Here is a 24,204-nt window from a genome sequence, read left to right on the forward strand (position 1 = left end):
CTTCGGTCGCTTGTTTGCCATTCTCAGTCCTCCGTTTCCTAAACATAACGGTGGACCCGTTCAGTTGGGGAGGCTCAAATACACAGACAAGCATAAGCGCAGTTGTCACGACAAAAGGGCGCTGGATCGCCCCGGTACAGGTGCCGTTCAACGGCACATTCTGGATGTGGCACGGATCGAAGCTGACAATCGCGGGCGGAAAGCTACAGTTGTGGCAGAGGAACATTGCCCATTCAGAACCGGGCATTATGGAAACCGTCAGTAGTCAGGCAATCCCGATTGTTGTCATCACTCATTTGAAAGAGATTGAGGCCACAGGCCGAGCGAATGTGATCGCCGAGGTGATTGAATTCAACAAAACGGTCTGGAAAGCATGTAAGTCCGGCCTCTATGCCTACGCACCGGCTGAGCCATCTCACGTCAAGGGCACGCGCGACAAGATTGCCGAGCAATTGTATGATGCGATTGAGGTGGGCGTTGGGGAATACAAACCCTTCATCGCCTATGCGGACGTTGACAACCCCTATAAGGAGACTGACGCATCAAAGCGTCCCTATGGCCAATACCCTGCCGCTTTCCATACAGAGGACGTGTCCGGCATTCTAGCGGAACCTCGCGATGATCCGGATAACCCACCCTCTTGGATGATCGCCGAAGGCACAAGTTTGCAGAAACGTATGCGGGCGCAGATGGACAGTATTTTAGATGATCCACGCCAGACGCTGACCGACCTGCCGCAATTGGCAGCAACAGCGGGCGTGTTGGTAGCGTTGATGCAGGACAGGCGATGGTGTCCTAGACCGTTGCGTCGAAAGCCCGGTGACGCGGAGGACCCGATGTTCGACGCGCTCTACGACCAGATCAGCACGCACCGCTAATCCGGCTCATCCAGTTGGTGGTTACTCTCGGCTCACAGGAGGTTTCACGATTGATGATCGGAGCTACTTTAAATCCGGTTAGATGCTCATTTGTTGCTAATTGCCAATTCATACTCGGTGCTTTCTGTTGAACAAGATTTTTGCCATCTAGTTGAAAATCCGAACTAAAACTGCTTTTCGCGGCTAGGTTAAAACTAAGCGCAACGAAAAATCCTGCGCAACAGTTGATCTGGAAAAGCCCGCGTGCTTCCAATCCCAAGACAACTTGTTCTCGTTGTTTCAATTCATACTAACAACGTCAGTGCTGAGCTGACCCAAGGTCGCGTTGTCTATTGCGCTGACGGCTCGAAAGCGATTTCGTTTTGGGGAAATGAGTTGCGCAAGTTGACCATGGCTGCATCAAATGCAGGGCCACCCCATTGGTTAGTAAAAGCATAAGTGCGCCCTCCGATGCGGAGTAGTTCATCATTCCCACAGAAATACCTGCGCGGATCGAAGTTGCGTCCCTCCTTCTCGCAAGAAGCGCGCGCAAGGATCTGGAAGTCATCTGCGTCAACCTCGCCTTCGACAGAAGCAAACACAATGCCGACGGGTCTGTTGCATTTTTCAGCGATGCTATCCGGAGTTACTTCGTTTTCCAGAAGATAGCGGACGACTTGGTAGATCGCGTGCCGCTTTCGTAGGTTCTTTAACTTTTTGTCACCGAGCGAAACGTCGAAAATAGTCCAGTCTCGGTCATAGGAACGTGCCTCGCGTTCCTTGCGTTTCTTTGTAGCAATTCGAACTTGGTACTGGGCGGCTTCGGGCAAGGGGATGATCTGTTGGGCATCCACTAGGACCCTACCGTCGAGCATGTATGGTTGCAGCCGGACACAGCTAACGTCAATGCCGCCGTCGTTCAACCACATAACCGAAGAGGTAAGCTCACGGCTGAACTCGGCAGAAGCTAAGACAATTCTTACGTCTTGCGCGAATGCATCCTCATCAGGCTCGTCCCACCCGAGAAATTCGAGCATTTCGGCTCGTGCGTTCGTTTCGACCCTCCCGATCTGCGTAAGATAGCCGTCGAAAATTTCGACGGCTTCATCGAATGTCATGCTTGAAACCATCGCCGCATAGCGCACCGCTTGCAGCTCCATATGGCCACCATCCTCAGTCCGCTTTAGCTCAATTACCACGAGTTTAGCATTCCGATCGACCCCCAGAAGATCTATGCGCCGTCGTGATTTGTCAAAATCACCAAACTCCTCAGCGATCACCAAAGTATCCGGCGCAATCACGCTTACGTTTGCGCGCAACAGCCTTTGTAGATCGCGCCTTTCCAGTAATTGCGCCTCATTGAACGTGGTTTTGACTAGCGGTTGAATACTTCCGCTGGCGAACTCAAAAATAGGCATGGGCAACTCGGATTTCCTCTATCCGTCGTTAGTCAAGCCTGCCGATACAATGCAGTCAAGCGGCATAAGCTCAAAACACTGACAAGGTATCTAGGTTAGCTTCCAGACAGTTAACCAAGCATCATGATGCCATGATGTGCCGAGGCCGCCAGCAGCGGCAATGATCAACGATGATCCGGTCAGACTCGTTCTTCACCTCGGCCACCGCCTTCTCGTGATCCGTACACGCCCCAGCAAGCACCAGTCCTAAGATCGTTACTGCCGATATTAGGTCGTCTTTGCCACTCGTGAACGCAACTCTTGCCGAGATCAGGAAAAAACATCTGAACATGTGGCTTTGCCAGCTTGAGATCATCGCTTATCAGCGAGCGAGCGCATTGCTGACTAAGGCCTAGATTGTTTGGAACAATTAATCAGGCCTAGGCGTATTTCACAGAACAGGACAGCGTACTGCGCTACGCCGCGCGACAAAGGGCGGCGGTCCAGATGGTGACGTCCTGTGATCACTTCGCGTTGGTTGGAAATCGAATGTCTGTGCCAAAATCAAGCTTGGCAGCGTCCGCTAGTGCGCGCAGGCTTCTTACAATGTCTTCAACACCCACATTCGCGCTGATCCACCAGCCGGTGCAGGTTCTTGTCACCGGAAGGTCAGGGCGACCGGGATGGATCGCCTCCCTTTTGCGGGAAACATATCTCCGGGTCCGGGCCTTCATGCTCGCCAACCGTTCAATCGAGGCGGGATCGAGCTCAAATGATAGGTCGACGACCCGTGCGAAGAGCTCAGGAAGGGTTTCCGCGTGGATCGGTTCGCCAAGAAACATGGCCGTGTAATTCCCGACATTAACTTCAACTCCGGAAGTCTGCACGACCGCTTCACGTTCAGTACTGCCGCCGCTCTCGCATAAGCGCGCAACCACACCGGATAGTGACTCGCCGTGCCTTCGCTTTGAAAGAAGTTTCGAGGTGGTCTCAAGATCAATGGGCACAAAGATGGCCGTTGAGGAAACGGTAGTCGAAATCATCTGCTCCTCCTGTTGCGCTTCGAACGCTTGTCGGGATTTGCAGAATGATGCTCATGGCACACAGTAATGAGGGTGCCTTCTTCAACGATCAGCTTGGTGCCACGCAGACGCTCGATTTGCTGGATCTTGCGCCGTAACTTGGTGATCTCGTGGGCAGCGCGCCGCCGCGTGAGCTGGAACGCGTCTTCAGAAACCCGTTCCCCGACTTCAAACAAGAGATAGACGTCGACGTCGCGGATACCTCTTTGGCGCATTCTCGTCTCGGCATGTCGAGTAGGAGAAAGATCATGAATCATTTTGGTTGCCCTCGCTACTCGCTTGGTTCGTCTCTGACAGTCCTGGATCGTTTCTGGCCAAGAGCTCATTGAGGTCTTCTCGTCTTGCTTTGCGGTCGTCAACCTCATCGTCTGGGATATGGGAAATGATCCATTCCACTCGCTTCTCAATTGTGTCTTCGCTCTGTAGCTCCGTCGGGATGTCAGCGATATTGACATGACCGCACGCCAGTGCGTACTCGGCATCAGGGTCGTTGCCTGTGAGCTTATTTACCCGCTCAATGCCAATCCGGTATTCGGGGAAGCCGAACTGTCCGATCTCAGACCCGAATGGCGCTGGATCAAGGACAATTTCTGCCCCGCCGTGAGCCTGCGCTTGTTCTCTGAGATAGTCGGCAAAGGGGTTGTTAAAATTGGGATTGTAGCCCAGATCGTAAGTATCTTGGGCGACGTCTTTGCCGAACACGTCTCGCTTCCTAATGGATTGCTCCTCTTCGAAAGCTGCGTCCTGTATGCGGGACACGGCATGTGCAAAGGAAAAGTTACCACCGCCGAGCGACATCAACTCGTCTGCCTTTTCGTCAATCTCGGATAGCCTTTTTTTTCGCCAGGCGAGACTGCCTTCGGCAAGTAACGCCATAAAGAGCGGTGCCATTTCTATCTGAGCCCGGACAGGGATGCCGTAAAGAAATTCAACCATCCGAAAGGATAGCATAGTATTCTCGTGCACGGTCGCACGAACCTGGCGCATCCCCAATTTGCGTAGCTTTCTTTTGTGATCGACTTCGTCTGTAGCGGGCACTTTGCAGAGATCTTCGACACCAACGCCGAGGGTTTTCGACAGTCGTTCCGCTACGGTTGGAGTGGCCATGTAGGTTCCGTCCCAAGTCTCGATGCGTTTAATAGTCGCGATGCCGACCTTCTGATGCATTTCTTCGCTTCTGGCTTCCAGCTTTGCTTGCGAAAGACCGCGACGTTCGCGCAGCGTCTTGAGCATCGCGGGGCATATAGGTTGTTTCATCATTGGCCTCCAAACGGTATCATTTATTTAAAATAAAATCATTCTTCGCAGTAAAGAAGTATTATATTGGGATAAAACTTGCTCTGAAGGCACTAATTTGCTTTCTGGAGGGGAATTCGTGATGCCAAATGGTATAAATTCAATGAAAAAGTTTTAGAGAATCCAAAGATTTGCAGGCGTTGGGCATTAGATACTGCTTAACTATTGCTAGTATTGTTTGATCAAACCACGTGTAAGTTTCTCATTTTCATTAACTTAAAATTCTCTCGATTCGATCAAAGCTTCGGCCAATTGTTCGACTCACCCAGCATTATCGACACAGCGCAGCTGACATTGGCAGTGACTAAACGGTTCGGGCCTGACGCTTCGGACGGCAGCTCTCGGATCACCAATTCAAGCCGCTAGATAGGGGTCCGATGCGTGGTCATTGGTACCTCAACCTAGATCTAGATAACGTGCTATGGGATCAAGCGGACATGGGCCGATAGCAGCGCTTTCATTTTGTCCCACAGTACGACAGAGTTTTTCGGTGAGACTGTGGGAGAAAACTGGTGTTCTAACAAGCAATAATGGAGCAAATCATGAACGTCATAACGAAAAAACCCGCTGGTCTGCCTTCGAAGAAACATGGCATGAAGTCCGGAAAGAACCGCGACAACAAATCTCCCAAGCCCGGGAAAGCCTCGCGGGTGCCGATGACGACGGAAGCTGTCCGGCGCATCGAACAAAGCAAGACGCTCGACAGTGGATTTGTAAACCGCGCCCAAAAAACGGTTGCTCACGGCCGCCCGAAGCAACCAGCACGTCAGCCCTGATACTATGACTTGAGCACAGCCTTGCTGAATTGGGATCAGAGGCCAAACTCAGCAAGGCGCTTCCGATGGTTGTCCAATGCGCTATCGTATATCAGCGGCCAATCCTGCCAAACGTCGTGCAAGTCTTGAAGCAGTGTCGGATTGTCAAGCTTGCGACTTGCATACTCCCACACACGCTCAACGTAACTCATGAACCCAGCGATGTGTCCGTAGATTCGCAGCCGAAGAAGCTCATTTTCCCACTTCGCATCCCCGTCGTCTGACAAGGCACTCTGCAATGTCCCGTCAGGAAATGAATCCTCCGCAGCTTCGATCGTTCGGCAAATGTCTTCAACAAACTTGAATGTAATCGGTTCTTGGCCCGAAAGAACTCCGTTCAACTTTCGAACAATATATTCGCTTCCATTCGCGCCGTCCGGGTGTTTTGCCAAAAGGGTGTGGATCTGCCGGGCAACGCTGGTCGGACCCCGACTTCCCGTTCGCGCAGCACTGTGGTGAACTCGCTCAAATTCGGCGAGGGCAGCAACCCAGGCTGGCCCACTTGACCATCGCTGCGCGCCATTTTTAGTCGGCTGAGGTGCCGGGTTCAGAATTGGGTTGTGCTCCTCGCCGGGCGCGGCCGTTGCTGCAGAAACGAGAGCCAGTTGCCACATCATACCGGTCTGAAACGCCAATCGCCCCAATCGTTCCGCATCGAGGCTTGTTTCACGTTCCACATACCTTTGCAGAGCATTTCCTTCGGGCAATCCTTCCAGGCACGTCCTTATCAGATCCTTTTCGGGTATCTTGCCTTGTTCCAAAGCGACGCCGTTCCGCTCCGGCTCAGAAAAAGCTTCGATGAACGAGGCAGAAAAAGCGCGCGATGTGCTCGAGCCTGGAAACGATGTACAAGAACGACTGGCTGCCATACCCAAAAGAAGAGAAGTTGGGCCACCGCACCATTTTGCGAACTCGTCGAAGGACAATGCGTACTTCTCTTGGAAGGCATTGATAAAGGCATCAAGGTCAGCGAGATTGAATCCTTTTGCTTCTTTCCGACCGGCCCGATCGGCCCAATGATCTAGGACCTGCGTAAAGAAAGCCCGCATCTTCTTGCTACCGAGGGAGACTGCCTCGTTATCGGGAATACGATCTTTCATTTTGCGGAGTCGGTCGGCTTCGCGAGCTTGCGTTTCTGTAAGGTTGCTGTTGCGAGCAAGAAAAGGAACATGCTTCGGTTGAATGTTGGGCCGCGGTGCGCCGATGTCGGCACAGTACGCATTCATCAAAGGGCCTTTGAAAGGATAGCTGATCATCGCAGTAGTCGGCTTTTGGGTCTTGTGTTGATTGAAGCTGTTTGGAGGTAAGAGCTATCGATTTGTTGCAGCTGCGCAAACCGTCGCCGCCATCTGCGACACTGAGCCCATGGACCCGGCGATCGCCGTCCTGTTGCTGCGGCCAAGCCAAGGTTGAAGAGCAAAGCTACACCATTTCCAGGGACACTATCCGCCTAACCGCGCGGCTCACGAATGACCGCTCTCGCACAGAGCCTCCTGCCATAGCTACTCAGTCAAAAACGGTCCGTTGTTTGCGACCTATTGGGCTGTCGAGAAATCCATCACTTGATAGTAGCAGAAACATCGGTGGAACCTAGTCCAGTTTCGGCAGGTTTTTGGCAAAAAGTAGGGAGCCAATATGAGGGTCAGCATTTATGTTATACATGCTTTACTGTGTTAGATAAATGGATACTTCAGGCATAAGATTTGCGCAAAGCTGAACCCTCATGGTCTGGTCCGACGTTGACCCTTTGCAAAAAAGGTGCGCAATAGCCTCGTTGTCCCAAGAAGATGTTGGGTCGTTGAAAAAATCTGCCATAAGTTGTCAGGCAAGCACTTGAATTAAAACTATAAGGTCGGCCAAAAAACTATGCCATCCGTTGCAGACATCGATCTGGATGCTCCAGGTCTCGCATTCTCCAGCCTTTTAAGACTAGCGAGGCCGAAGAGGATCAAGACACTTCTACCCGACGAAATGCTCGAGGTCATGGACGGGTTGGAGCCTGGTTTCAGTGGTTCCGACAGACTAACCGAACTCGCGGTTAACATGTTGGATCCAGTTGATACGCTTCAGGATGATACATTGCGTTCAGAGATTATTTCTTTGATGCCACTTAAGAAAGCGCGAGAACTCTGCACGAAACTGGGTAGTTCGGAGAGGTGTAACCCGTTTGATGAAGCACTGAAACTAGCGTCGTATGAAGAAAATTTCCCAGCGCTGTTGTCCTTTTTTGGCGTTGTGGACGACCCTACGGCTCCTGCCGCGCAACTGCCGGGTAATGACCGAGCCACAGTTGGTTACGGGCTTTTTGATCATCAAAGGTTGGCAGCAAGGCGAACCCAATTGATGCTTTCCAAAGGCCCCCACAGGGGCGTCCTGCATATGCCGACAGGCGCGGGAAAGACTAGGACGGCAATGCATCTTGTGGGGTCCCATCTTGTCGCCGATGAGCCAACACTGGTCGTTTGGCTGGCGCAGAACATTGAGCTTCTTGATCAAGCTGCTGATGAATTCCAGAAATCGTGGCGTTGTCTCGGTAACAGGGAAGTCGGACTGTGGCGGCTTTGGGGTTCCAAACGTGTTGACCTCGCAAACGCTCGGGACGGGCTCGTTGTTGCTGGTCTTGGAAAGATGGCCGCGATTGAGAAAAACGCGGTGAACGCCCTGCTCGCTTTGGCTGACCGGGTCTCTCTTGTTGTAATTGACGAGGCTCACCAAGCGATCGCTCCCACATATCGTTCCGTTCTCGACTCACTGGCTACAAAGCGCCCTGCGACTCAGTTGCTCGGCCTAACAGCTACTCCTGGGAGGACTTGGGATGATTTGGGCAAGGACGAAGAATTGTCTGAATTCTTCGGCCGAGAAAAAGTAATGCTTGAAATAGAAGGTCATCCAGATCCCGTTACATACTTGATGGAAGAAGGATATCTTGCGCGCCCCCACTTCCGGACGCTAAACGTTCAGGCTGGTCTCGATCTTTCTCAAAAGGACATGACGGAGCTGTCACAAGCAATTGATGTTCCGGGCGGCGTTTTGGAGCGTCTTGGCCAAAGTACACAAAGGAACTTGAAGATTATCGCTGAGTGCGAGGATCTGGTATCGACCCATCGTCGTGTGATCGTCTTCGCCCCGTCAGTGGCTAACGCTAAAATGCTTGCGGCAATCATGGTCGCACGCGGGACAGAGGCTCTTGTGGTAACGGGAGAATCTGCCCCAGCGGCTCGCGAACGGGCTATTCGGCGCTTTAAGAGCCAAGCTCCAGAACCTATCGTAATGTTCAACTATGGCGTTCTCACAACTGGCTTTGATGCACCGCAAACGAGCGCGGCAATTATTGCCCGTCCAACCAAGTCTTTGGTTCTCTATAGTCAAATGGTGGGTCGGGCTACGCGTGGCGTGAAGGCCGGTGGAAATGAAACCTCAGAGATCGTAACAGTGACGGATACTGAAATGCACGGCTTTGGCGATGTCGCCGACGCCTTCTGCAATTGGGAAGATGTTTGGAATGAACAAAGTAATTGAAAACCGAGATGTCGAGTCCGGATTCATTATTCCACCAGAACTTGCTGTCAAAGCAATGCGCGATAGTGGATATCGAAACACTGCTTATGCTTTGGCTGAGCTTATCGACAATTCAATTCAGGCGGACGCTAGCGAAGTCGAGCTCATCTGTGTCGAAAAGTATGAACAGGTAAACTCTCAGAAACGGCTTCGGTTGCAGGAGATCGGTACGATCGACAATGGCAATGGTATGTCCGCGCAAACTTTGGCTATTGCTCTGCAGTTCGGAAACGGTACTCATCTAGAAGATCGAGCCGGGATCGGGCGGTTCGGCATGGGGTTACCCAATTCGTCGATTTCCCAATGCCGCCGATTGGACGTATGGACATGGACGAATGGTCCAGACAACGCTATCCACTCATATCTGGATGTCGGAGACATTCAGAGCGGCGTGAAAGATCGGGTACCCCTGCCCTCTCCCTCTCCGGTACCTGCAAAATGGCGTGAGCGTTCTGAGGTTTTGGGTACGTCAGGGACACTCGTTGTCTGGTCACACTTTGAAGAATATCGCCTCACATGGCGTGGTGCTGAGGCCACGCTGAGAAACACCGAGGCCATTATCGGCCGGATGTACCGCAAGTTCATCAATGACGGTCGGGTGGCCATTCACCTCGTGCGGGTCGAAGATGGCGGCGAGAGCAGCCGAAGGCTGGCGGTGGTTAATGATCCTCTTTACCTCATGCCAAACTCCTCAACTCCCGAACCTTTCGACAAAGAGCCGATGTTTCAGCCGTGGGGTGAGAATGATGAAGAGTTCACGATCGAGTTTGATGGGCAATTGCACAAGGTTTTCGTGAGGTTCAGTTGGGCCAAACCAGAAACCGTTCCCGATGACGGGCTGAACCGCGGCTCAAAACCATACGGCAAACATGCCATGAAAAATCTCGGCCTTTCGATTGTTCGAGAGGGTCGTGAACTAGATTTGGATACGTCGTGGACGAACAGCTATGATCCTACAGAACGATGGTGGGGAGCTGAGGTCGAATTCCCTGCCACTTTGGATGAGATATTCGGTGTGACGAACAACAAACAGAGCGCGACAATCTTCTCTCAATTGGCCCAATACGACTGGAAGACAGACGCAGAAGACAACGAAAGCCGATCCTCCTTTATCGAAAGAGCGAGCGGCGAAGGTGACCCTCGGGCGCTTCTGATTCCGATCGTCGAACACATCCGAGACCAGATTACGCAGTTAAGAAAGAGGACTGAGCAGCAAACGAAAGGTACGCGAGGTTCTGGTGGTCGAAAACGCCACGAAGAGCCAGGTGTTGAAGACACGGTCACTTCGAAGTTTCGTCAACGCGCTGACGAAGGGTACGAAACGCCGCAGGACACGGAAGATTTCGGCATCGATGACCGGGATGCCTATGAAGACGATCTGAAAGATGACAAACACTATCCTGATGACGTTGCCAAAGCCATTGCCGATGCCATTCTGACAAGGAAGCGCAAGGTTGCCTTTTTGGAGAAAGCCATGGAAGGCTATGCGTTTTTCAACGTGGAAAGCGTTCAAGGCGGTGTGACAAATGTCGTCTTCAACTCAAACCATCCTTTTTTTGACAATCTGGTGAAGGCGCTGAACCCAGACACCGATGAAGACACAGAGAAGGAACTTCTTGATCGCGTTAACACGGCTTCGGATACACTCCGCGTCGTGTTTTCAGCCTGGGCGCGCTACGAAATGGAAGAAATCAGGCACAAACAGCGCCTATCAGACATGCGCCAGGAGTGGGGAAAGATGGCGCGGTTTTTCCTCGAAGATGGTGAGGATGATTAATGGCTGAGGAAATGTTGGGTGACCAGCTTCTTAAGCTCGTGTCATCTGCGAAAGAAAAGGTTGTGCTGGTCGCACCCTTTATCAAGGCCGAGGCGCTTAGCCGTGTGCTCGACGTCATTCCAAATACAGGTCAGAAAATCATTTGTGTGACGCGATGGCGGCCTGAGGACATTGTGGACGGTGTCTGCGACTTGGAGATTTTCGAAGTCGTTTCAAATCGAGCCAACGGCGAACTCTGGATGCATTCGAACTTGCATGCCAAATACTTTAGAGCCGATCAGTCTTGTCTAATAGGGTCTGCTAATTTGACTGGTCGTGCGCTCGGTTGGCGTTTGCCAACTAATCTCGAGCTACTTGTTGAAATAGATGTGAGCACGCATGGAATCCAAGCTTGGGAAGCATCATTGATGAGGACCTGCACCCCTGTGACCGCTGAGTTGAGAGATAAGATTGCGAAAGAGGTTAAGGAATTGGAGGCACAACGTCCCAAACTGCTCTCGATAGAAGTTGAGCATGACGATGATCCGAGTTTTCGCTGGGTACCACTCTGTCCGTCACCGGAAAAACTATTCAAGGTATATACTGGCGAGCTTGACGAAGCGAGAATGGTCAAATCGGCCTTTGAATTTGCACAGCGTGATTTGAGATCGCTCGGGCCTCCTAGAGGTTACTCTGAGGCACATTTCCTGAAGCATGTTGCGGATCGCTTGCAGAATCTCGAGGTAGTTCAGAAAGTAGTCAGTGCAAGCAGCGCAGGCCTTTCCGATATTCAGGCCGCCGAACTGATCGCCGACTACATTGAAGAATCGTCGACGATCGATCCGGGTGACGCTTGGAAAGTTCTTAAGCGCTGGATGATGCACTTCTTCCCGGAGCAGTATCGTATCGAAGTAGGCCAAGAGATTTTGGTCAAGAGCCGTATAATAGCGGGACACTAGCGATCGAATATCTGAAAGATTGGCGAGATTCCGAGCCGGGTTATTCGAAAGCAGTGTAATTACCGTGGTTTGAGTTCCTACCCTGGCATTTCCTCGATGTTGATTTTGAAAATCAGCCCTGCCTTCTTTAGATCACTGCCGAGTTGGCCGGCGATATCCGCTTCAAAGACGATTTTGCCGATTTTCTCCGTCTTTGGTTTCTTATCGTCATTTTCGGGACTCGGTTCGCCATCCTTGAGAAGTTCAGCTTCGCGTACTTCTTGCATTGGGAGCGAGGCCCACTGAAGGCCTGACCGAAACAGCTTTCTGAGCTGGCTTTGTTGCTTCACTTTGTTAATGCGAGCGCGGCTACTTTGATGAACTGTTGCAATATCAAGGTCCAGAATCGCTTGTGTCAGCTCATTTTCGGAGTTCGAGTCGAGCACAAGATTCGCGAAACGGGCTTTGCGAGGGACCAACATGTTGCCACGGATTTGCACACCGTCTGGCAGATCGAGCTGTGAGGCAGTTTCGTCTTCTTTAGGATAGTGAATCTCAGCGCTGAAAGCGAAAGACCGGGGCATAGGAGCCATTTCGCCGACTCTGCCAACGTTGCCCAGCAGTTGTTGCCTTAAACCGAGCGCTGCTACATCACGAAGTCTTCCTATGATAGTTGCGTCCCCACCTGATTTCAGGAGGCCTTTCGCTCGCGACAATCCAATTGTTCTAAGATCCCCGAAGTCCCAGCTGACTTGGAAGCGTCCCACACCGTCATAGTTGAGGATTGGGGTTGTATTGCCGGATACCCCAAGAACCGGTTTAGCCATGTCCACTTTTTCTAGTTTTCCGGCCACAAGCAAAACTGTCTTCAACCCATCGGCGCGAATGAGGTCGCACTCGGGAGATGCGACGAAGAAAACCAAGTCTTTTCTGCCACCAAAAAAACCACGTGGTTTTTCGGGGGCTCCGTGCCTCGGTCCTATGACATCGCCAAAGGTGACAGGCCAGACCGCGCCTGTCGCATGAGCTCGTCGGGCGGGGTTAACAAAAAGAGTCTGCTCCAAAATAGTGTAAGTGTCGCGATCATTGGAAATCATCAACGGTGGAGGATCGTCTGCCATTTCATCAAGCGGCATTGCGGCCGCCAAAACCTCGTCATGCGCTTCGATTTGATACTGCAGGACACGATCAAAGACGTCGAGCATGTAGCTCGAAGTGTTTACCCCCTCAAAACGCAAAAGCATTGTACGAATATGCTGAAGGTCATCGATATCTATTTTTCTCAGCGACGCAGCTGCTTTCCCAACGGCGTCAATTGCCTTCTGTTCCCAAGTGTCAACAAACGTCGCCAATGCTTGGCTGTCCGATCGATGCGCCGCGAGTGTCAGGATCAAACCTTGAATACGACCAGGAATAGCGAGATCATTCTTGCGAACATACCGAAAAGCAGAAGCGTGGAGTTGCACATCTTCGCGGAAAGTCTTGGCAAGTTCATCGATAGTTGGAATCTGTGACATCAACACGATTGACGGTAAAGGCCCAGTTCGCAGTTTTATCGCTTCTTTTAGACGCTCAACGGTAACCTTTCTGTCTTGGGCTCCTTGTTGAATGCCCAAAAACAGGTCGATGATGATCAGGTCGGCAGTTGTTGCAGCATCGACAAAGTCACGTCCATGAGTCGTGAATGGAATTCCCAATGCGCGAAGCGCCGCCTCAGCAGACTGAAGAAAGGGGGCATTGTCTTCCGCCTTCCGCTCATAGTTTTCAAACAGATCGCCCAAAAGGTCATCTACAGCCGCGCGGTTTTCCCATAAGACCGTAACAAATTCCTGTTCTTCTTTCAGGTCATCTCGGTTGTCGGCGTTGAACTCCGGATAGAACGCGGCAATTCGACCCTCTTGGCCCGCCTGAACATCATCAAAGAAGTTGTCCCATCCTTCTTCGTCTCTCAGTTCATCGACCAGAGGGACAACATCATAGCCATCATCCACGATGATGGCAGATCGGATGCCAGCGCCGGCCACCTGACGCCGATCGCTCATGAACCGTCACCCACCACTTGATAATCGAATGTCGTATACCGACCTTCAGCATTGGTTATGTCCGGATCCAATGTCAGGCTGCCGCCGTTATGCTCCGCTGCCTCCTTGGCAATAAACAGCCCCAATCCACGGCGACGGCTCTTGTCCTTCAACGAGAAGAACAGATCGAAGATCCGATCCCGGTATTGTTTCGATATCCCGGGACCGTTGTCACTGAACCTGACGCGGGGTGGATTGTCCTCCACCACGATAGTTATCTCAGGCTCTAAAGAGAGCTTGCGCTGATTCTCGACGTCCATCCAGTAGACAGAGTTAGAAATCAGGTTCTCTAAAACCTGAACAACCATGCCTTTCACGGCGGATAGCTCGACAGACTTCTCAGGGAGCAGGACCTTGGGCTTAACCTTGTGGCGCTCGAATTGAGCTTCGTGTGCTTCAACGATCTCTTCAACCAGCTCATTAAGCTTGAAGCGCTCTTTACGCTGCCGGCCCGTGACGCTCAACGGATCCAGGATGCGCAAACGTTTGCTAATGCTGTTCATTGAGGCGCGCAGGCTTTCCAGGCGACGACGAATTTCGTCTGGAACAGATTTTCTTCGTAGACCATTTAGGATGTCGAGAGCGTCTTCGGCCGACCGGGTCAACTCATGTGCGACTACTTCGACCATCAAGCCGATCCCGGCCATAACTAGCATCTGATCTGCGTCTTTTTCCATATCCGCGATCCGTTCGCGGGCTTGAGCAGCGTATCGAGAAAACTCCTCGCGCATCAGCTCTAGCTCTTCTACGGCGTCGCGATGCTCATTTGGGACGACTTTGCTGATCGCACGAATGGTCTTTTTCATTCGTTTTTCGAGATCCACGGTCCTTGTTTCGTCCGGAACAAATGGTTCTTTGGCGTCCTTCTGTTCGCGGGTAATGCGGTTCATTTCATCACGCAGGCGTTCGACCGCGAATTGTACTGTCTCCTTGAGGATTGCTTCCTCGGGAGACTGCCGGAGGCCCTCACGGTTGGTCTGATCGATCAGGCTCGGATTTGACAGGCGGCCGATTTCGACTTGCCCAACGAGCTGTATGCGGTTCAACGCATACCCCTTTGACGCCAAAGCCGTTTTGTCGAGTTCCAACCAGTCGTCATCTTCTGAACCATAAGGATACACGCGGAACCCATCCCGATATAGTCTGACGCCCATCCACTGATCGAGGAGATTGCGCAAGGCCTGGTATTCGCCAGTCGATTTGCCTTTGCGGAGAATCGAGCGGTTGAACCAGTGGAGTTCGAAGTCGAACGGGCCAACGGATTGCAGTGCAGTGTAGTCGATATCGCGCTTGTTCATGCGGCGACGCTTGGCCTTCGGCCCAACCAAAGCACCGTGCAGAACATCCGCTGTGGCAGTTTCAATGCTGATTTCTTTGGGGTGCTCGAAACCAATGTTGTTTAGTTCGATGCGCAACTCGAGTGCTGGCCCCGTCTCAGAAACCTTGTACGATCCCCGAACGACCGCATTTGCATGTGACAGAAAGCTACGCTCCAAGCGACGGATGGCGACCCTTTTTCCATTCCAGAAAACAGCAACCCGTTGACGGGTTTTCTTTCCAAGAGGGTTCACCAAGAGCGAAAAATCATCCATGGCGAGACGCTCAACTCGCTTCTCAGCCCAGTCGCCGTTTAGGCAGCGGATTCGGATGTCAGTCCCGCTGAAATCAGGGTCCAATTTCCTAGGACCAATTGATGGTGCGACTTCAATATCCTCGATCATTTTCGAAGGATCATCGAATGCTGCCCAATCGATATCGATCAGGCTGAAGTGTTTGTCGGTTTTTTTGGCTGTACGGACTGATAAATAATCTCCCAATCGCATCGCGGAAAGGCGCCCGATCCCCTTCTCGCCAAGATAAGGTGTATCTGATGACCCGTCCGAAAGAGCGGCATCGATCTCGTGGCGCCGCGACGGCGTACCGATCACAAGGAACAACGAACTCAGCTCTTCGAGCGACATTCCGGAGCCGGTATCGCTGACAGTGATCGAGTTAAGTCCATCGATCTTGTTGAGAGCAGAAAGGATATCATCAAAGCTGGCTGACTGCTCAACTAATTCTGTAGCTTGATCCCAGAGCTCTCCAGCTTCTGTTATCAGTTTCCCGGAAACCCAATTCTTTAACTCCTCAAAGTCCCAGGTCTCCTTTATTGAATTCTCTTGCGCCGCGGAGATCGCGCGATTGATCTGTGCTTTTGCTTCTTCAAAGTCCCGGCGTGGTAGAACGATGTCAAAAGTAATGGTTACGCCGCTTTTTGATCCGGCATCGATGCCATTCTTAATTAATTCATAGAATGCGATTGGGTCGGAGCTAATTAGCTCAGATCCCAATTCAAGAACGGTTCTCGCTGTAACTCTAAACAACTATTGACCTTTTCATTCCGCGTTCGAGCGCAATCGCTCCAATTTCGTACAAACCATCAAATCATTACTTGTGGCAAACAACACAAGCGTTTCCTTCAAAAACCCCAAGAACCTCGTCAATCGAAGGTTCGACACGTGCAGACAGTGGGTTGGGTCGCGCGGCGCGCATGGCACGGGCTCTGCGTTTCTCGTAATCTGCTTTGATCGCTGCAATACGTTCAGGCTTGGCCAGCTCGTCCAGGCTTTCACCATCGCTCCATGTGAATGGCGAGCCGTGCTCTTCCGCGGTCTTCTCATAGGCCCGCGCTTCTTCGAAAGCCTCGGGGTGCTCTTCCATCAACCGCACCCACTCAATCTTCTGTTGGAAAAAGCAGAAGGTACAGCCAGATCGGGAGCGCCAGCGATAGTATTCGGGCTCGCCGATATCGGTGTCTTTTAGGAGGTCGATGACCCCAGCCTTATCGATTCCGGCTTCCCGGAGAGGGAAGTGCACGTTCATGTTCGGGTGCGGTGATTTGTAGCCAGATCGGTTCGGTTCATCCGCACGGATCGCGACATAGGAGTGGACAGTGACACCCTTTTCCAAGTCTTCGCGCAGCCACAGATTGAGCGGCCTAAGTTTGAGTTGGCGCGTACACCACCGCGTTTTTGCTGAAGGCAGAAAGTGACCGTACTCGGCCAGCCAAAAGTCAAAATCCCGGTCCGGGTTCAACCGATTGATACGCTTGCCAAGGAAACCTTCGAGCCTGTTGAGAAAATCGTAAACCTCCGGAAGCTCCTTCCCTGTATCGGTGAAGAAATACTCCATATCGATGTCTGGTTGATTCTGACGCATGTAGACAGCCAAGGCTGCACTGTCGCGACCACCGGAAATACCCAGGATGTGACGTTCGGTTGTCATGCTTCAATCTTGTCCACATTGTCAGTGAGCGCTGCGACGGCGCGCGCCAAGGCTGCTAGGGCCAACTCGTGGCTATGTTCACGATTCCCTATGTCTTCAATGATTTTGTCCGCCAGCTTGCTCGCAGTCTCTTTTTCATTTTCGCTGAGTTCAAAACTCTGGAGGATTGGCGGTTGCTTGGGGTCAATGCCAACGATTAGCGCGATCGCTTCCGTGTTCGACTTGCGGTCGCGCATCAGTGCAACAGCTTCAGCTTGCCTGAACCGGCGGCCGAATTTTGCCACCTCAGATAGTGCGCCTTCCCGGTTGCGGTCGGACCAATCGCGCATGGGCTTGGGCTGAAGGGTGCCGGCTACCGCTTCCAGGCTCCCTGTTCCAAGTTCAAGTTCCCCTACCCTCGCTGCGAACGCTTCGAATTTCAGATCGGAACTGAGACCCTTGATGGATTCAGCGCGCTCCTTGCTTCCGGCGAAGGTATCATTCGGAACACCTATAGCCTGAGCTAAGGCTCGCCGAAGATCTTCGGCCAAAACGCTATAGGCCGCCTCGCACTCTTCGATCGCCGCAACTGTCTTTTCCACGAGGTCTCCTGAGATTTTTAAGCTAGGAAGAGTTTCAAAAAGCAGCATTTCCGGATCGTCGGCATGTCTTATTGCGTCGCGAATTTTGCGCGCCTCTTTGGAAACGAGGTTGGTGCGCTTGGCGAAATCACTCAATGCCTCGATGCGTTGGAAGGCTGCGCTTGCCACTGACAAGGCGGAAACGTCGGAGAGAGCCAAACCCTGCGCGAGGCGGGACAGGAAAGCCAATTGGGTTTCTGAGCGACCAGCGCGTCTTAAAACAATGGCTGAAGGATTTTGAAGCATCCTGTCGACGAAGATGTCATCAAGCTCCGCAACAAAGCGTCCATCCTGATAGACTGCGTAGCTCGATCTGTTTGCGAGCATGAAGGCAAGTGCCAAAACTGGCATAACCCCGAGTTTCATACCGTAAGGCTTACCCTGCCAGATCTTGTACACGTCTGCCAAAGAATGCTCTTTCTTCGCGTCCAGAACTTTCCAGGCAGGTTTCAGTGAAAGGCCGAACTCGTTCTTTGCTGGGGCCTCAAAGCTGTAGCCAGACTTGGTTTTCCTATGCAGACCGCCCGGAACCAAGATCGTGAGGTATAGGCCAAATGCGGCCGGGAAACCCTCAAAACCAAGGTTCTCTTGATCTGGATGCTGCACCATTGCATGGCAGAGGCCTCTCAAAGCGGCCGCAGCGCTTGATGAAGGTCTATCCTTTTGCAGCAACTCGCTATGAATGACAGGTGTTGAATGATAGGCACTGTCAGCTAGCCTTGAAGCCGCGATGGACAGCGTGGTTATGGTTTCTGAACTGTCGTCGCTTCCAAGGATTTGCCACTGGCTCGACAACATCAATCGTTGTAGTTCGACGTTTGAGCGATTGCGCAGCATGGCTTCGCGCGCGCGGATTGCACGTCGCGCTATCCGGTCCCCCGAAATTTGCGGCACTTGTCTTTGAACCTGCGCAAGAGCGGCGAGGTCCCCTGCATCGTCAATCAGGCGCTTCCCGTGCCCGGTTAACGTGACCGCACTCACCAAGCCTGCCTTTTTTATGACCTGAACAATTTGGTTCATCATCGCTTCGATATCCGAAGTGTGTGGGTCATGAGGTGCGATTGCCATCACCATGACGCCACTTGCAGATGACGCTTTGCGACTTACTGTTCGTTTGAATTCGTTTGGATCAAATTGGTCTCCCAAACACTCCACATGCAACGCGAACGTCCGCAACACGCCGCAATTGAAATAGTGTCGTTTGGCGACGATGTGATCGAACCCAGCAATTGCAGCGACTTGAGACAGGTCTGAGGAGGTCGTTCGGCTGCCATATCTTTCGAGAGCTGCATCAAGGTCGAAGTCGCTGCCGGAAAAAAGCGCGAACCCGCCTATGCGTTTCTGGCGAAGCAGAACGCCCCAATTACAGAGATCTTCGAGAGCCTCCTCGATTTCTGAGGCTTTTCTGTCAGGAATTGCGATGACGAGGGCTTCGTGATCAACAGCCAAGCCGGTCCCGTTCTTGAAAATCTCTACAAGCGCCGCCGATTTTGCCAGCGACACATGCATATCGGTTCCGAGCACATTTGCTTTTTCAATAGCCTCAGTCGCGAGTGTCATCTGCGACCCTAGCGGGCCAGCCGCGAGAGCGAGCCCGAAATTGGTTTGCAGATAGTCCCAAAGTTGATCGGGCCCAAATGTTTCGCTCGAATTGGCGGGCTTCGACTTCAAGAACTCCCGGAATCCGCCAGGCTCTTCCGACGCAAGGAAGCCGAAGATACTACGCTCGTTTTGACCAAAGCTTCGGCGCGTAATGCCGCCAAGTAGCAAGGCACAAATCGGGTTCAGCGGCCAGGTTTGTGACAACGCCTCCGTAAGCTCTGCTTCGTCAGTTGGTCGGTTTGATGCGACGAATTGCGCAAGGCTCCTAGCCTGTTTCTCAGCTGACGCCGGCGTCTTGTCCGTTTCGATGGCTCGTCCCAGCAATCTTACCGTTTCGTCGCTTGCCGAAAGAAAGGACAGATCCTGGAACCTTCCCTGTATCTTGGACCATTCTAAGCGAGCACTGGAAGCGAGCCTATCTGCGTAGGCCTCAAAGGCTTGGTGCAAGATGCCGATTACAACCAAGCGGCCTTGGCTTCTTGCGCTAATCTCGGCCAAATCTTGTAGAAGGTGCGCATCATGATCTTTATCGGCAGCCGCCTCGAGAAACTTTCCGAGCTCGTCCAGGATCAAAATGATCGGACCCTGCTCAGATAGCTTTGCGATGTCTTGAACCAGCTTGTTGTCGTCTTTGGTTGCTCGCTCAATTTTGGCAGGAGTCCATTCAAAGCGCTCCGCGAGTTTTGCAGCGATGGCCTGCCTCAGGCTCACTCGACTCCCCGTTACAGGGATGACTGTCCAATTACCCAAGCTCGGATCGAATGCTTTACTAATGGCCTTCGATAGGCTTGGGCCCGCAATTTTCCGGGCGAGTGACCTACCTTCTTTGGAGCCGGCAATTAAGTTGCCCAGCAATAGTGCCGTACTTGATTTTCCGCCTCCATATGGCCCAGTCCATGTAAAGGCACATTGCCCGCCGTCAGAAATCGATGCGGCCATTGCGAGAAGCGATTTTTCGGTGCTGGCTTGCAGAACATAACCTTCAAGAGGTGGCGTTCCGGTCAAATCCATGTCGATACGCGCGCTGCGGACGAACCTGCCATTCAATCTGACGATATCTGAAAGCAATTTGTTTGCCATGTCACGCGGCCTTTCCATGGCGCGCAATCTCATCGAATGCGCCTTTCAAAAGAGCGCCCGTGTCCAACTGGCTGCTGCGCTGGATCTGTCGCAGGCCTGCGGTGTCAGTCCACACGAACGCACCGGAGGTGCTTTCATTGATCCGCATCAGGCGTTCAATGACACTGTCTTCGTCCATTTTGAACACACGGCCGGGACTGCCTGCGTCGTGGCAAATCAGTTCTGCAGCGAGTGTCGCGCGGCTTTGATGCGCTCTCCGCCAGTAGGTATCCAACGCATAGGCAAAGAGAGCATCGTGGAGGTTTGGCTTTGGTCCAATTGAAAACTCGTACCATCCGCTCGCGCCTGTTTCCTGCACCAAAGCGAGTTCCGAGAGAAGGGGTTCAGCTGCATCGTCCATCGCTCCACTAGGGCGACTGCAGTAACTGCGGAGAAACACCGTCACATCGTTTTGGATGGTCTTGTGCGCACCGCGCCAGCCTTTTTGCTCAATCAAGCGCTCAATTGCCTGGACTAGATCTGCTGATCGAAACTCGTGGCCGAACAACCCATTGAAACAATAAAAGAAAGTCGTGGTGTTTTCAGGGCTCGACGCAAGATTCCAGTGGATAAGCCACAGGGATGTCGGATGCTCCAAATACGGATCGAGTCCTCCATCACCAAAAAGCAGATCTCCCAATGGCGTCGGCTTCAATTTTTTGCCATCGAGTTCGATGATTCCAGCAGCCTGCGCCCAAAACCGCATTGAAACCGCCATATTGCGTCCAACACCGAACCGAGAAATGGCTTCATCGTCCTTAAAGACTGTCAGTGGGGCGCCGTCACGAACCGCGTCATATGCTTTGCGCAACCAAAGGATGCGCAGGGGGAATGTCTCGTGCCCGGCGAATTGTGGTTTGCCGGACCAATTGTCAAATACATCGGCCATAAAGCTATGCTACTGGTGAAGCTCACCAGTAGCAACCCGGACTTTGGCGGTTGCGTCGTTTATTGCCGCTGCCGCCTCGTCAATGTCTTGCTCATTTAGCCACCATCCGACGCCGACGCGCAGGAAACGTTTCTGCCTGTCGTGGGAAAGGTTTAGTGCGGATAGCACCGGCGATGGCTGCAACAGTCCCGAATGGCAAGCAGAGGCGTTCGAAAGGCATATCTTCGTATTCAATACGTCTATTAGATCAGATGTTGAAGATACATCAAGGACGAAAGCGGCGGCGCCGGGAATGGACGGGCTCGATGAAAAGAGGCGTTCCGCTCGGGCCGGGCTACCTGATAGTTGATCCTCGAGTCGGGAGATTAGGTTTCGGCTGTGGGTTGTTTCGCGCGAAATGCTCTGTAGCGAGATCTCTGCGGCGGTGCCCATTGCTGCTGTCAACGCGGCCGGTTGGGTTCCGCTTAGGTTCTCTCTGACGGGAGTCGCAGCCGTCAGTTCGTTTGGCTTTGGTGCGTGGGCGGCCACGAAAAGCGCGCCAACGCCTTGCGGGCCGCCGAATTTATGCGCCGAAAGGCTGAGGTAATCGACACCAAGATCGAAAACATCGATTGAGAGTTTGCCCGCGGCCTGCGCTGCATCGACATGCAAAAGGGCACCGACATCACGGGACATTTTACTTATCTTTTCAATTGGTTGAATGACGCCTGTCAAATTGCTGGCGAGCATCGTGCTGACAAGAAATGTGCGCTTGTCAAGAAGGGCTTCCATGCTTTCCAGACAAATCGCACCATTGGTATTTGCTGGACAGATCGCAACCTCAAAGCCCAGCTCTTGCAACATGTCTGCAGGACGGCGGACTGCATCATGTTCCATCGCAGACAGTACAATTCTTTTTCTTTCTGGGGTTTGTCCTGCTACAGCACGCGCAGTGCCGACTATTGCAAGTGCGTTAGCCTCTGTGGCGCCGGAGGTCACATAGATCTCGGTCGGTGTGGCGCCAATAAGATCTGCCACCGCTCGCCTCCCTGCTTCGAAGTGGCTATTAGCCTTCCAGCCGGCAAGGTGGTTGGAATTGGCATTTCCAGGTTGTGCCAAAGCCTCTAGGAGAGTGTCTCTCGCTTCCGGGCGCATCGGCCAGCTCGAAAGGCCATCAAGATATAGCATGATCTTTTAGTTGCCTCCGCAGGTTTCTATGAACGCATGGTGATGGTTGGTGCAGGCGCGCCATCCCACACGAAATCCCAAGTCGCACCCTGCCGAATGTTCTGCACCAAATGCGGACGAAGTGCGACCAGGCATTGACCGTCCGGCAGTCGTGAGGACGGGTAGAGGATCCCGTTGCCGTCTGAGCCAAGCACATCGCGGGCCAGGACTTGCCCCGCCGGGTATGCGGTCGCAGGGTCAGTGTGCAATGCGGCGTCTTCTGTTCCCGGGGCGAGTTCGTGAAACTGTGAAGTGAACCCGGCAAAAAGCTCCCTGTAGGACGTGAGGTTGTCGAACACACCGGTCGCCTCAAGCTCTCGCGTCAGATGCCAGGATACCTCGGCTTGCGCGGTTTCTATCGCAAGATCTCCATAAGACGCGTACCACGCCCCGCGGTCCGGGCCATTGAACCTGTTGCCTGTCGGGCGGGTATAGCAGAACGCTGCATTCACCAGTGTCCAGCCATAGCCGGCGGCCTCGGTCAGAAGCTCACCAGGATGAAGGCCGCCCGGGAGTGGCAGGGTGACGGACCGGCGCGCCGAGGTCAGCCCTTCGATTTCCTCAAGGATCGCCAACTCATCGTCATTATCCGCCAACGGTGCCATTGTAGGTTCGTCGACATATGCGGTAGAAATCAGCCGGACAGTTTTGGGGTCGGTAAACTCGACCTGTGCCAGGTCACTTGCTCTGATCACACGCCACCTCGGAGCGCATCTATATGCTGGCGCATTTTCATCATCGCCGGAATTCCGCCTTCGCACATGATCTGAACCGGGGTCTTGCCATTGAAGCCCGGGCCTGCATTGGCGGTCTTTGGCCAGCCAAATGTGAGCGGACCGTTGAACAAGAGCCTCAGGCCTTTGAACAATCCGATCAGCAGGCTTGCGCGGGTGACCTTGTCCTGATCTAGCACGCCCTTATACGTACCAGCTTTCATGCGCCCCCAAGTAGCAGTCGGAACATCGAACAACACTGCGGCTTCGGCGTTCGAAAGTCCCCAAGCATCAGCGGTCCGAACAACGCCTTTGATAATCGCAGCGATTTTGTCCTGTTGGTCAATTGGCTGGACATATGCCGGTTGAGTTACATTTGGGATAGGTTCAAGCATGATTAGCTCCATATGAGTAGAAAATACATATCATATGATGAGGTATTGTCAATATCCTTTGTGGAGCATGCGTTGCTTGATTGGTTGGCACGTCCGCGCCTTGAGATTGACCAATTCGGTTTGAATGGCCCAAGTAGCAGCAGTTGAAATCAACCAAAGTCAGAACTATGTGGGGGTTTGTGTGGGGGCGAGAAGTCCTGACCGGCAGAAAACGCAGTGTTTTCAACGAGGGTATGGTGGCCCTAGGCTCCACCAAAACCTAACAATACAACTAGATAGCAAGCATTAGAGCGGTGTGACACACAGGTGTGACACAAAATGAAGCTGCATGCGTATCTTTCACTGTCCCGACATGGCATCTACTACTTTCGTTGGCCACTGCCCGAGACAACTCCAAAACCCCGCACTAGACCAAGCACCACACGTGGGACCCTTCGTATGACTTTGCGTACCCGACGCCCTAAAGAGGCTGGTACTCTGGCAGGGCGTCTTGCAGCGTGCGGCGACGCAATAAAAAAGCACAAATAACAGTCGGGCATGAACTATGCACAATGATGCCCGGGGTCTCAAGAGTGCTTTGGCAAGGACAAGGGCGCGCGGGATAAACTCGGCCCTT

The 24,204-nt window shown here is 52.6% G+C and carries 17 protein-coding genes and 1 pseudogene; 5 read left to right on the forward strand and 13 right to left on the reverse strand.

From position 1 onward, the window contains the following. A partial coding sequence (locus tag GOW56_RS18115; protein WP_217358833.1) for a hypothetical protein occupies positions 1–878 on the forward strand: 878 nt, incomplete at its 5' end. A gap of 329 nt (positions 879–1,207) precedes the next feature. Here the strand turns inward: GOW56_RS18115 and GOW56_RS18125 are convergent. From GOW56_RS18125 to GOW56_RS18140, 4 genes are all read right to left on the reverse strand, one after another. Further along, positions 1,208–2,275, reverse strand: a complete 1,068-nt coding sequence (locus GOW56_RS18125) for a hypothetical protein (protein ID WP_171206759.1) — start codon at positions 2,273–2,275, stop codon at positions 1,208–1,210. A gap of 503 nt (positions 2,276–2,778) precedes the next feature. After that, complete coding sequence (locus tag GOW56_RS18130; RefSeq protein ID WP_171206760.1) at positions 2,779–3,297, reverse strand: hypothetical protein; 519 nt, start codon at positions 3,295–3,297, stop codon at positions 2,779–2,781. Then, the gene (locus tag GOW56_RS18135) at positions 3,294–3,593 is read right to left on the reverse strand and encodes a DUF4258 domain-containing protein (protein WP_171206761.1); all 300 of its coding nucleotides are present in this window, start codon (positions 3,591–3,593) and stop codon (positions 3,294–3,296) included. Before GOW56_RS18135 ends, GOW56_RS18130 begins: the two co-directional genes overlap by 4 nt. Further along, the gene (locus tag GOW56_RS18140; protein WP_217358834.1) at positions 3,583–4,593 is read right to left on the reverse strand and encodes a helix-turn-helix transcriptional regulator; all 1,011 of its coding nucleotides are present in this window, start codon (positions 4,591–4,593) and stop codon (positions 3,583–3,585) included. The genes GOW56_RS18135 and GOW56_RS18140 overlap by 11 nt, the downstream gene beginning before the upstream one ends. Before the next feature lie 581 nt (positions 4,594–5,174). Here GOW56_RS18140 and GOW56_RS18145 point away from each other — a divergent pair. Beyond that, positions 5,175–5,408 (forward strand): hypothetical protein, encoded by a 234-nt coding sequence (locus GOW56_RS18145; protein WP_171206763.1) that lies wholly within the window; start codon positions 5,175–5,177, stop codon positions 5,406–5,408. A gap of 35 nt (positions 5,409–5,443) precedes the next feature. Here the strand turns inward: GOW56_RS18145 and GOW56_RS18150 are convergent, their stop codons facing one another. After that, positions 5,444–6,703, reverse strand: coding sequence for a hypothetical protein (locus tag GOW56_RS18150; RefSeq protein ID WP_171206764.1), 1,260 nt, complete (start codon positions 6,701–6,703; stop codon positions 5,444–5,446). Positions 6,704–7,550: 847 nt separating this feature from the next. Here GOW56_RS18150 and GOW56_RS18155 point away from each other — a divergent pair. The 3 genes and pseudogenes from GOW56_RS18155 to GOW56_RS18165 all read left to right on the forward strand — a co-directional run. Next, positions 7,551–8,825, forward strand: a pseudogene (locus GOW56_RS18155) (DEAD/DEAH box helicase); the annotation flags it as partial. 124 nt (positions 8,826–8,949) lie between these two features. Beyond that, positions 8,950–10,782 carry an ATP-binding protein gene (locus GOW56_RS18160; protein WP_171206765.1) on the forward strand — a complete coding sequence of 611 codons (1,833 nt, stop codon included), beginning with the start codon at positions 8,950–8,952 and terminating at the stop codon, positions 10,780–10,782. Further along, positions 10,782–11,720 (forward strand): phospholipase D family protein, encoded by a 939-nt coding sequence (locus GOW56_RS18165; RefSeq protein ID WP_171206766.1) that lies wholly within the window; start codon positions 10,782–10,784, stop codon positions 11,718–11,720. Before GOW56_RS18160 ends, GOW56_RS18165 begins: the two co-directional genes overlap by 1 nt. A 77-nt stretch (positions 11,721–11,797) precedes the next feature. Here GOW56_RS18165 and GOW56_RS18170 read toward each other — a convergent pair whose 3' ends face one another. From GOW56_RS18170 to GOW56_RS21700, 8 genes are all read right to left on the reverse strand, one after another. Continuing rightward, on the reverse strand, positions 11,798–13,741 hold the full coding sequence (locus tag GOW56_RS18170; RefSeq protein WP_171206767.1) for a hypothetical protein: 1,944 nt from the start codon (positions 13,739–13,741) through the stop codon (positions 11,798–11,800). Then, the gene (locus GOW56_RS18175) at positions 13,738–16,143 is read right to left on the reverse strand and encodes a sensor histidine kinase (protein WP_171206768.1); all 2,406 of its coding nucleotides are present in this window, start codon (positions 16,141–16,143) and stop codon (positions 13,738–13,740) included. The genes GOW56_RS18170 and GOW56_RS18175 overlap by 4 nt, the downstream gene beginning before the upstream one ends. A 64-nt stretch (positions 16,144–16,207) precedes the next feature. Next, a complete protein-coding gene (locus tag GOW56_RS18180; protein ID WP_171206769.1) occupies positions 16,208–17,044 on the reverse strand; it encodes a phosphoadenosine phosphosulfate reductase family protein in 837 nt (278 codons plus the stop codon). Continuing rightward, a complete protein-coding gene (locus tag GOW56_RS18185) occupies positions 17,041–20,346 on the reverse strand; it encodes an ATP-binding protein (RefSeq protein ID WP_171206770.1) in 3,306 nt (1,101 codons plus the stop codon). Before GOW56_RS18185 ends, GOW56_RS18180 begins: the two co-directional genes overlap by 4 nt. Position 20,347: 1 nt before the next feature. Then, the gene (locus GOW56_RS18190) at positions 20,348–21,274 is read right to left on the reverse strand and encodes a DUF4007 family protein (RefSeq protein ID WP_171206771.1); all 927 of its coding nucleotides are present in this window, start codon (positions 21,272–21,274) and stop codon (positions 20,348–20,350) included. Between the two features lie 9 nt (positions 21,275–21,283). Then, positions 21,284–22,441: an aminotransferase class V-fold PLP-dependent enzyme gene (locus GOW56_RS18195; protein ID WP_171206772.1), complete on the reverse strand. Its 1,158-nt coding sequence runs from the start codon at positions 22,439–22,441 to the stop codon at positions 21,284–21,286. Positions 22,442–22,467: 26 nt separating this feature from the next. Then, positions 22,468–23,175: an RES family NAD+ phosphorylase gene (locus GOW56_RS18200; RefSeq protein ID WP_217358837.1), complete on the reverse strand. Its 708-nt coding sequence runs from the start codon at positions 23,173–23,175 to the stop codon at positions 22,468–22,470. Continuing rightward, complete coding sequence (locus tag GOW56_RS21700; protein ID WP_217358838.1) at positions 23,172–23,588, reverse strand: antitoxin Xre-like helix-turn-helix domain-containing protein; 417 nt, start codon at positions 23,586–23,588, stop codon at positions 23,172–23,174. The genes GOW56_RS18200 and GOW56_RS21700 overlap by 4 nt, the downstream gene beginning before the upstream one ends. Positions 23,589–24,204 lie beyond the last annotated feature (616 nt).

The sequence above is a fragment of the Ruegeria sp. HKCCA0235A genome (assembly GCF_013033235.1).
GTDB lineage: Bacteria > Pseudomonadota > Alphaproteobacteria > Rhodobacterales > Rhodobacteraceae > Ruegeria.

Coding starts and splice junctions, on each gene's coding strand:
- GOW56_RS18160 (WP_171206765.1), top strand. CDS start 8,950: ATGAACAAAGTAATTGAAAACCGAGATGTCGAGTCCGGATTCATTATT.
- GOW56_RS18190 (WP_171206771.1), bottom strand. CDS start 21,274: ATGGCCGATGTATTTGACAATTGGTCCGGCAAACCACAATTCGCCGGG.
- GOW56_RS18170 (WP_171206767.1), bottom strand. CDS start 13,741: ATGAGCGATCGGCGTCAGGTGGCCGGCGCTGGCATCCGATCTGCCATC.
- GOW56_RS18165 (WP_171206766.1), top strand. CDS start 10,782: ATGGCTGAGGAAATGTTGGGTGACCAGCTTCTTAAGCTCGTGTCATCT.
- GOW56_RS18125 (WP_171206759.1), bottom strand. CDS start 2,275: ATGCCTATTTTTGAGTTCGCCAGCGGAAGTATTCAACCGCTAGTCAAA.
- GOW56_RS18195 (WP_171206772.1), bottom strand. CDS start 22,441: ATGCTATATCTTGATGGCCTTTCGAGCTGGCCGATGCGCCCGGAAGCG.
- GOW56_RS18130 (WP_171206760.1), bottom strand. CDS start 3,297: ATGATTTCGACTACCGTTTCCTCAACGGCCATCTTTGTGCCCATTGAT.
- GOW56_RS18150 (WP_171206764.1), bottom strand. CDS start 6,703: ATGATCAGCTATCCTTTCAAAGGCCCTTTGATGAATGCGTACTGTGCC.
- GOW56_RS18135 (WP_171206761.1), bottom strand. CDS start 3,593: ATGATTCATGATCTTTCTCCTACTCGACATGCCGAGACGAGAATGCGC.
- GOW56_RS18145 (WP_171206763.1), top strand. CDS start 5,175: ATGAACGTCATAACGAAAAAACCCGCTGGTCTGCCTTCGAAGAAACAT.
- GOW56_RS21700 (WP_217358838.1), bottom strand. CDS start 23,588: ATGCTTGAACCTATCCCAAATGTAACTCAACCGGCATATGTCCAGCCA.
- GOW56_RS18140 (WP_217358834.1), bottom strand. CDS start 4,593: ATGAAACAACCTATATGCCCCGCGATGCTCAAGACGCTGCGCGAACGT.
- GOW56_RS18180 (WP_171206769.1), bottom strand. CDS start 17,044: ATGACAACCGAACGTCACATCCTGGGTATTTCCGGTGGTCGCGACAGT.
- GOW56_RS18185 (WP_171206770.1), bottom strand. CDS start 20,346: ATGGCAAACAAATTGCTTTCAGATATCGTCAGATTGAATGGCAGGTTC.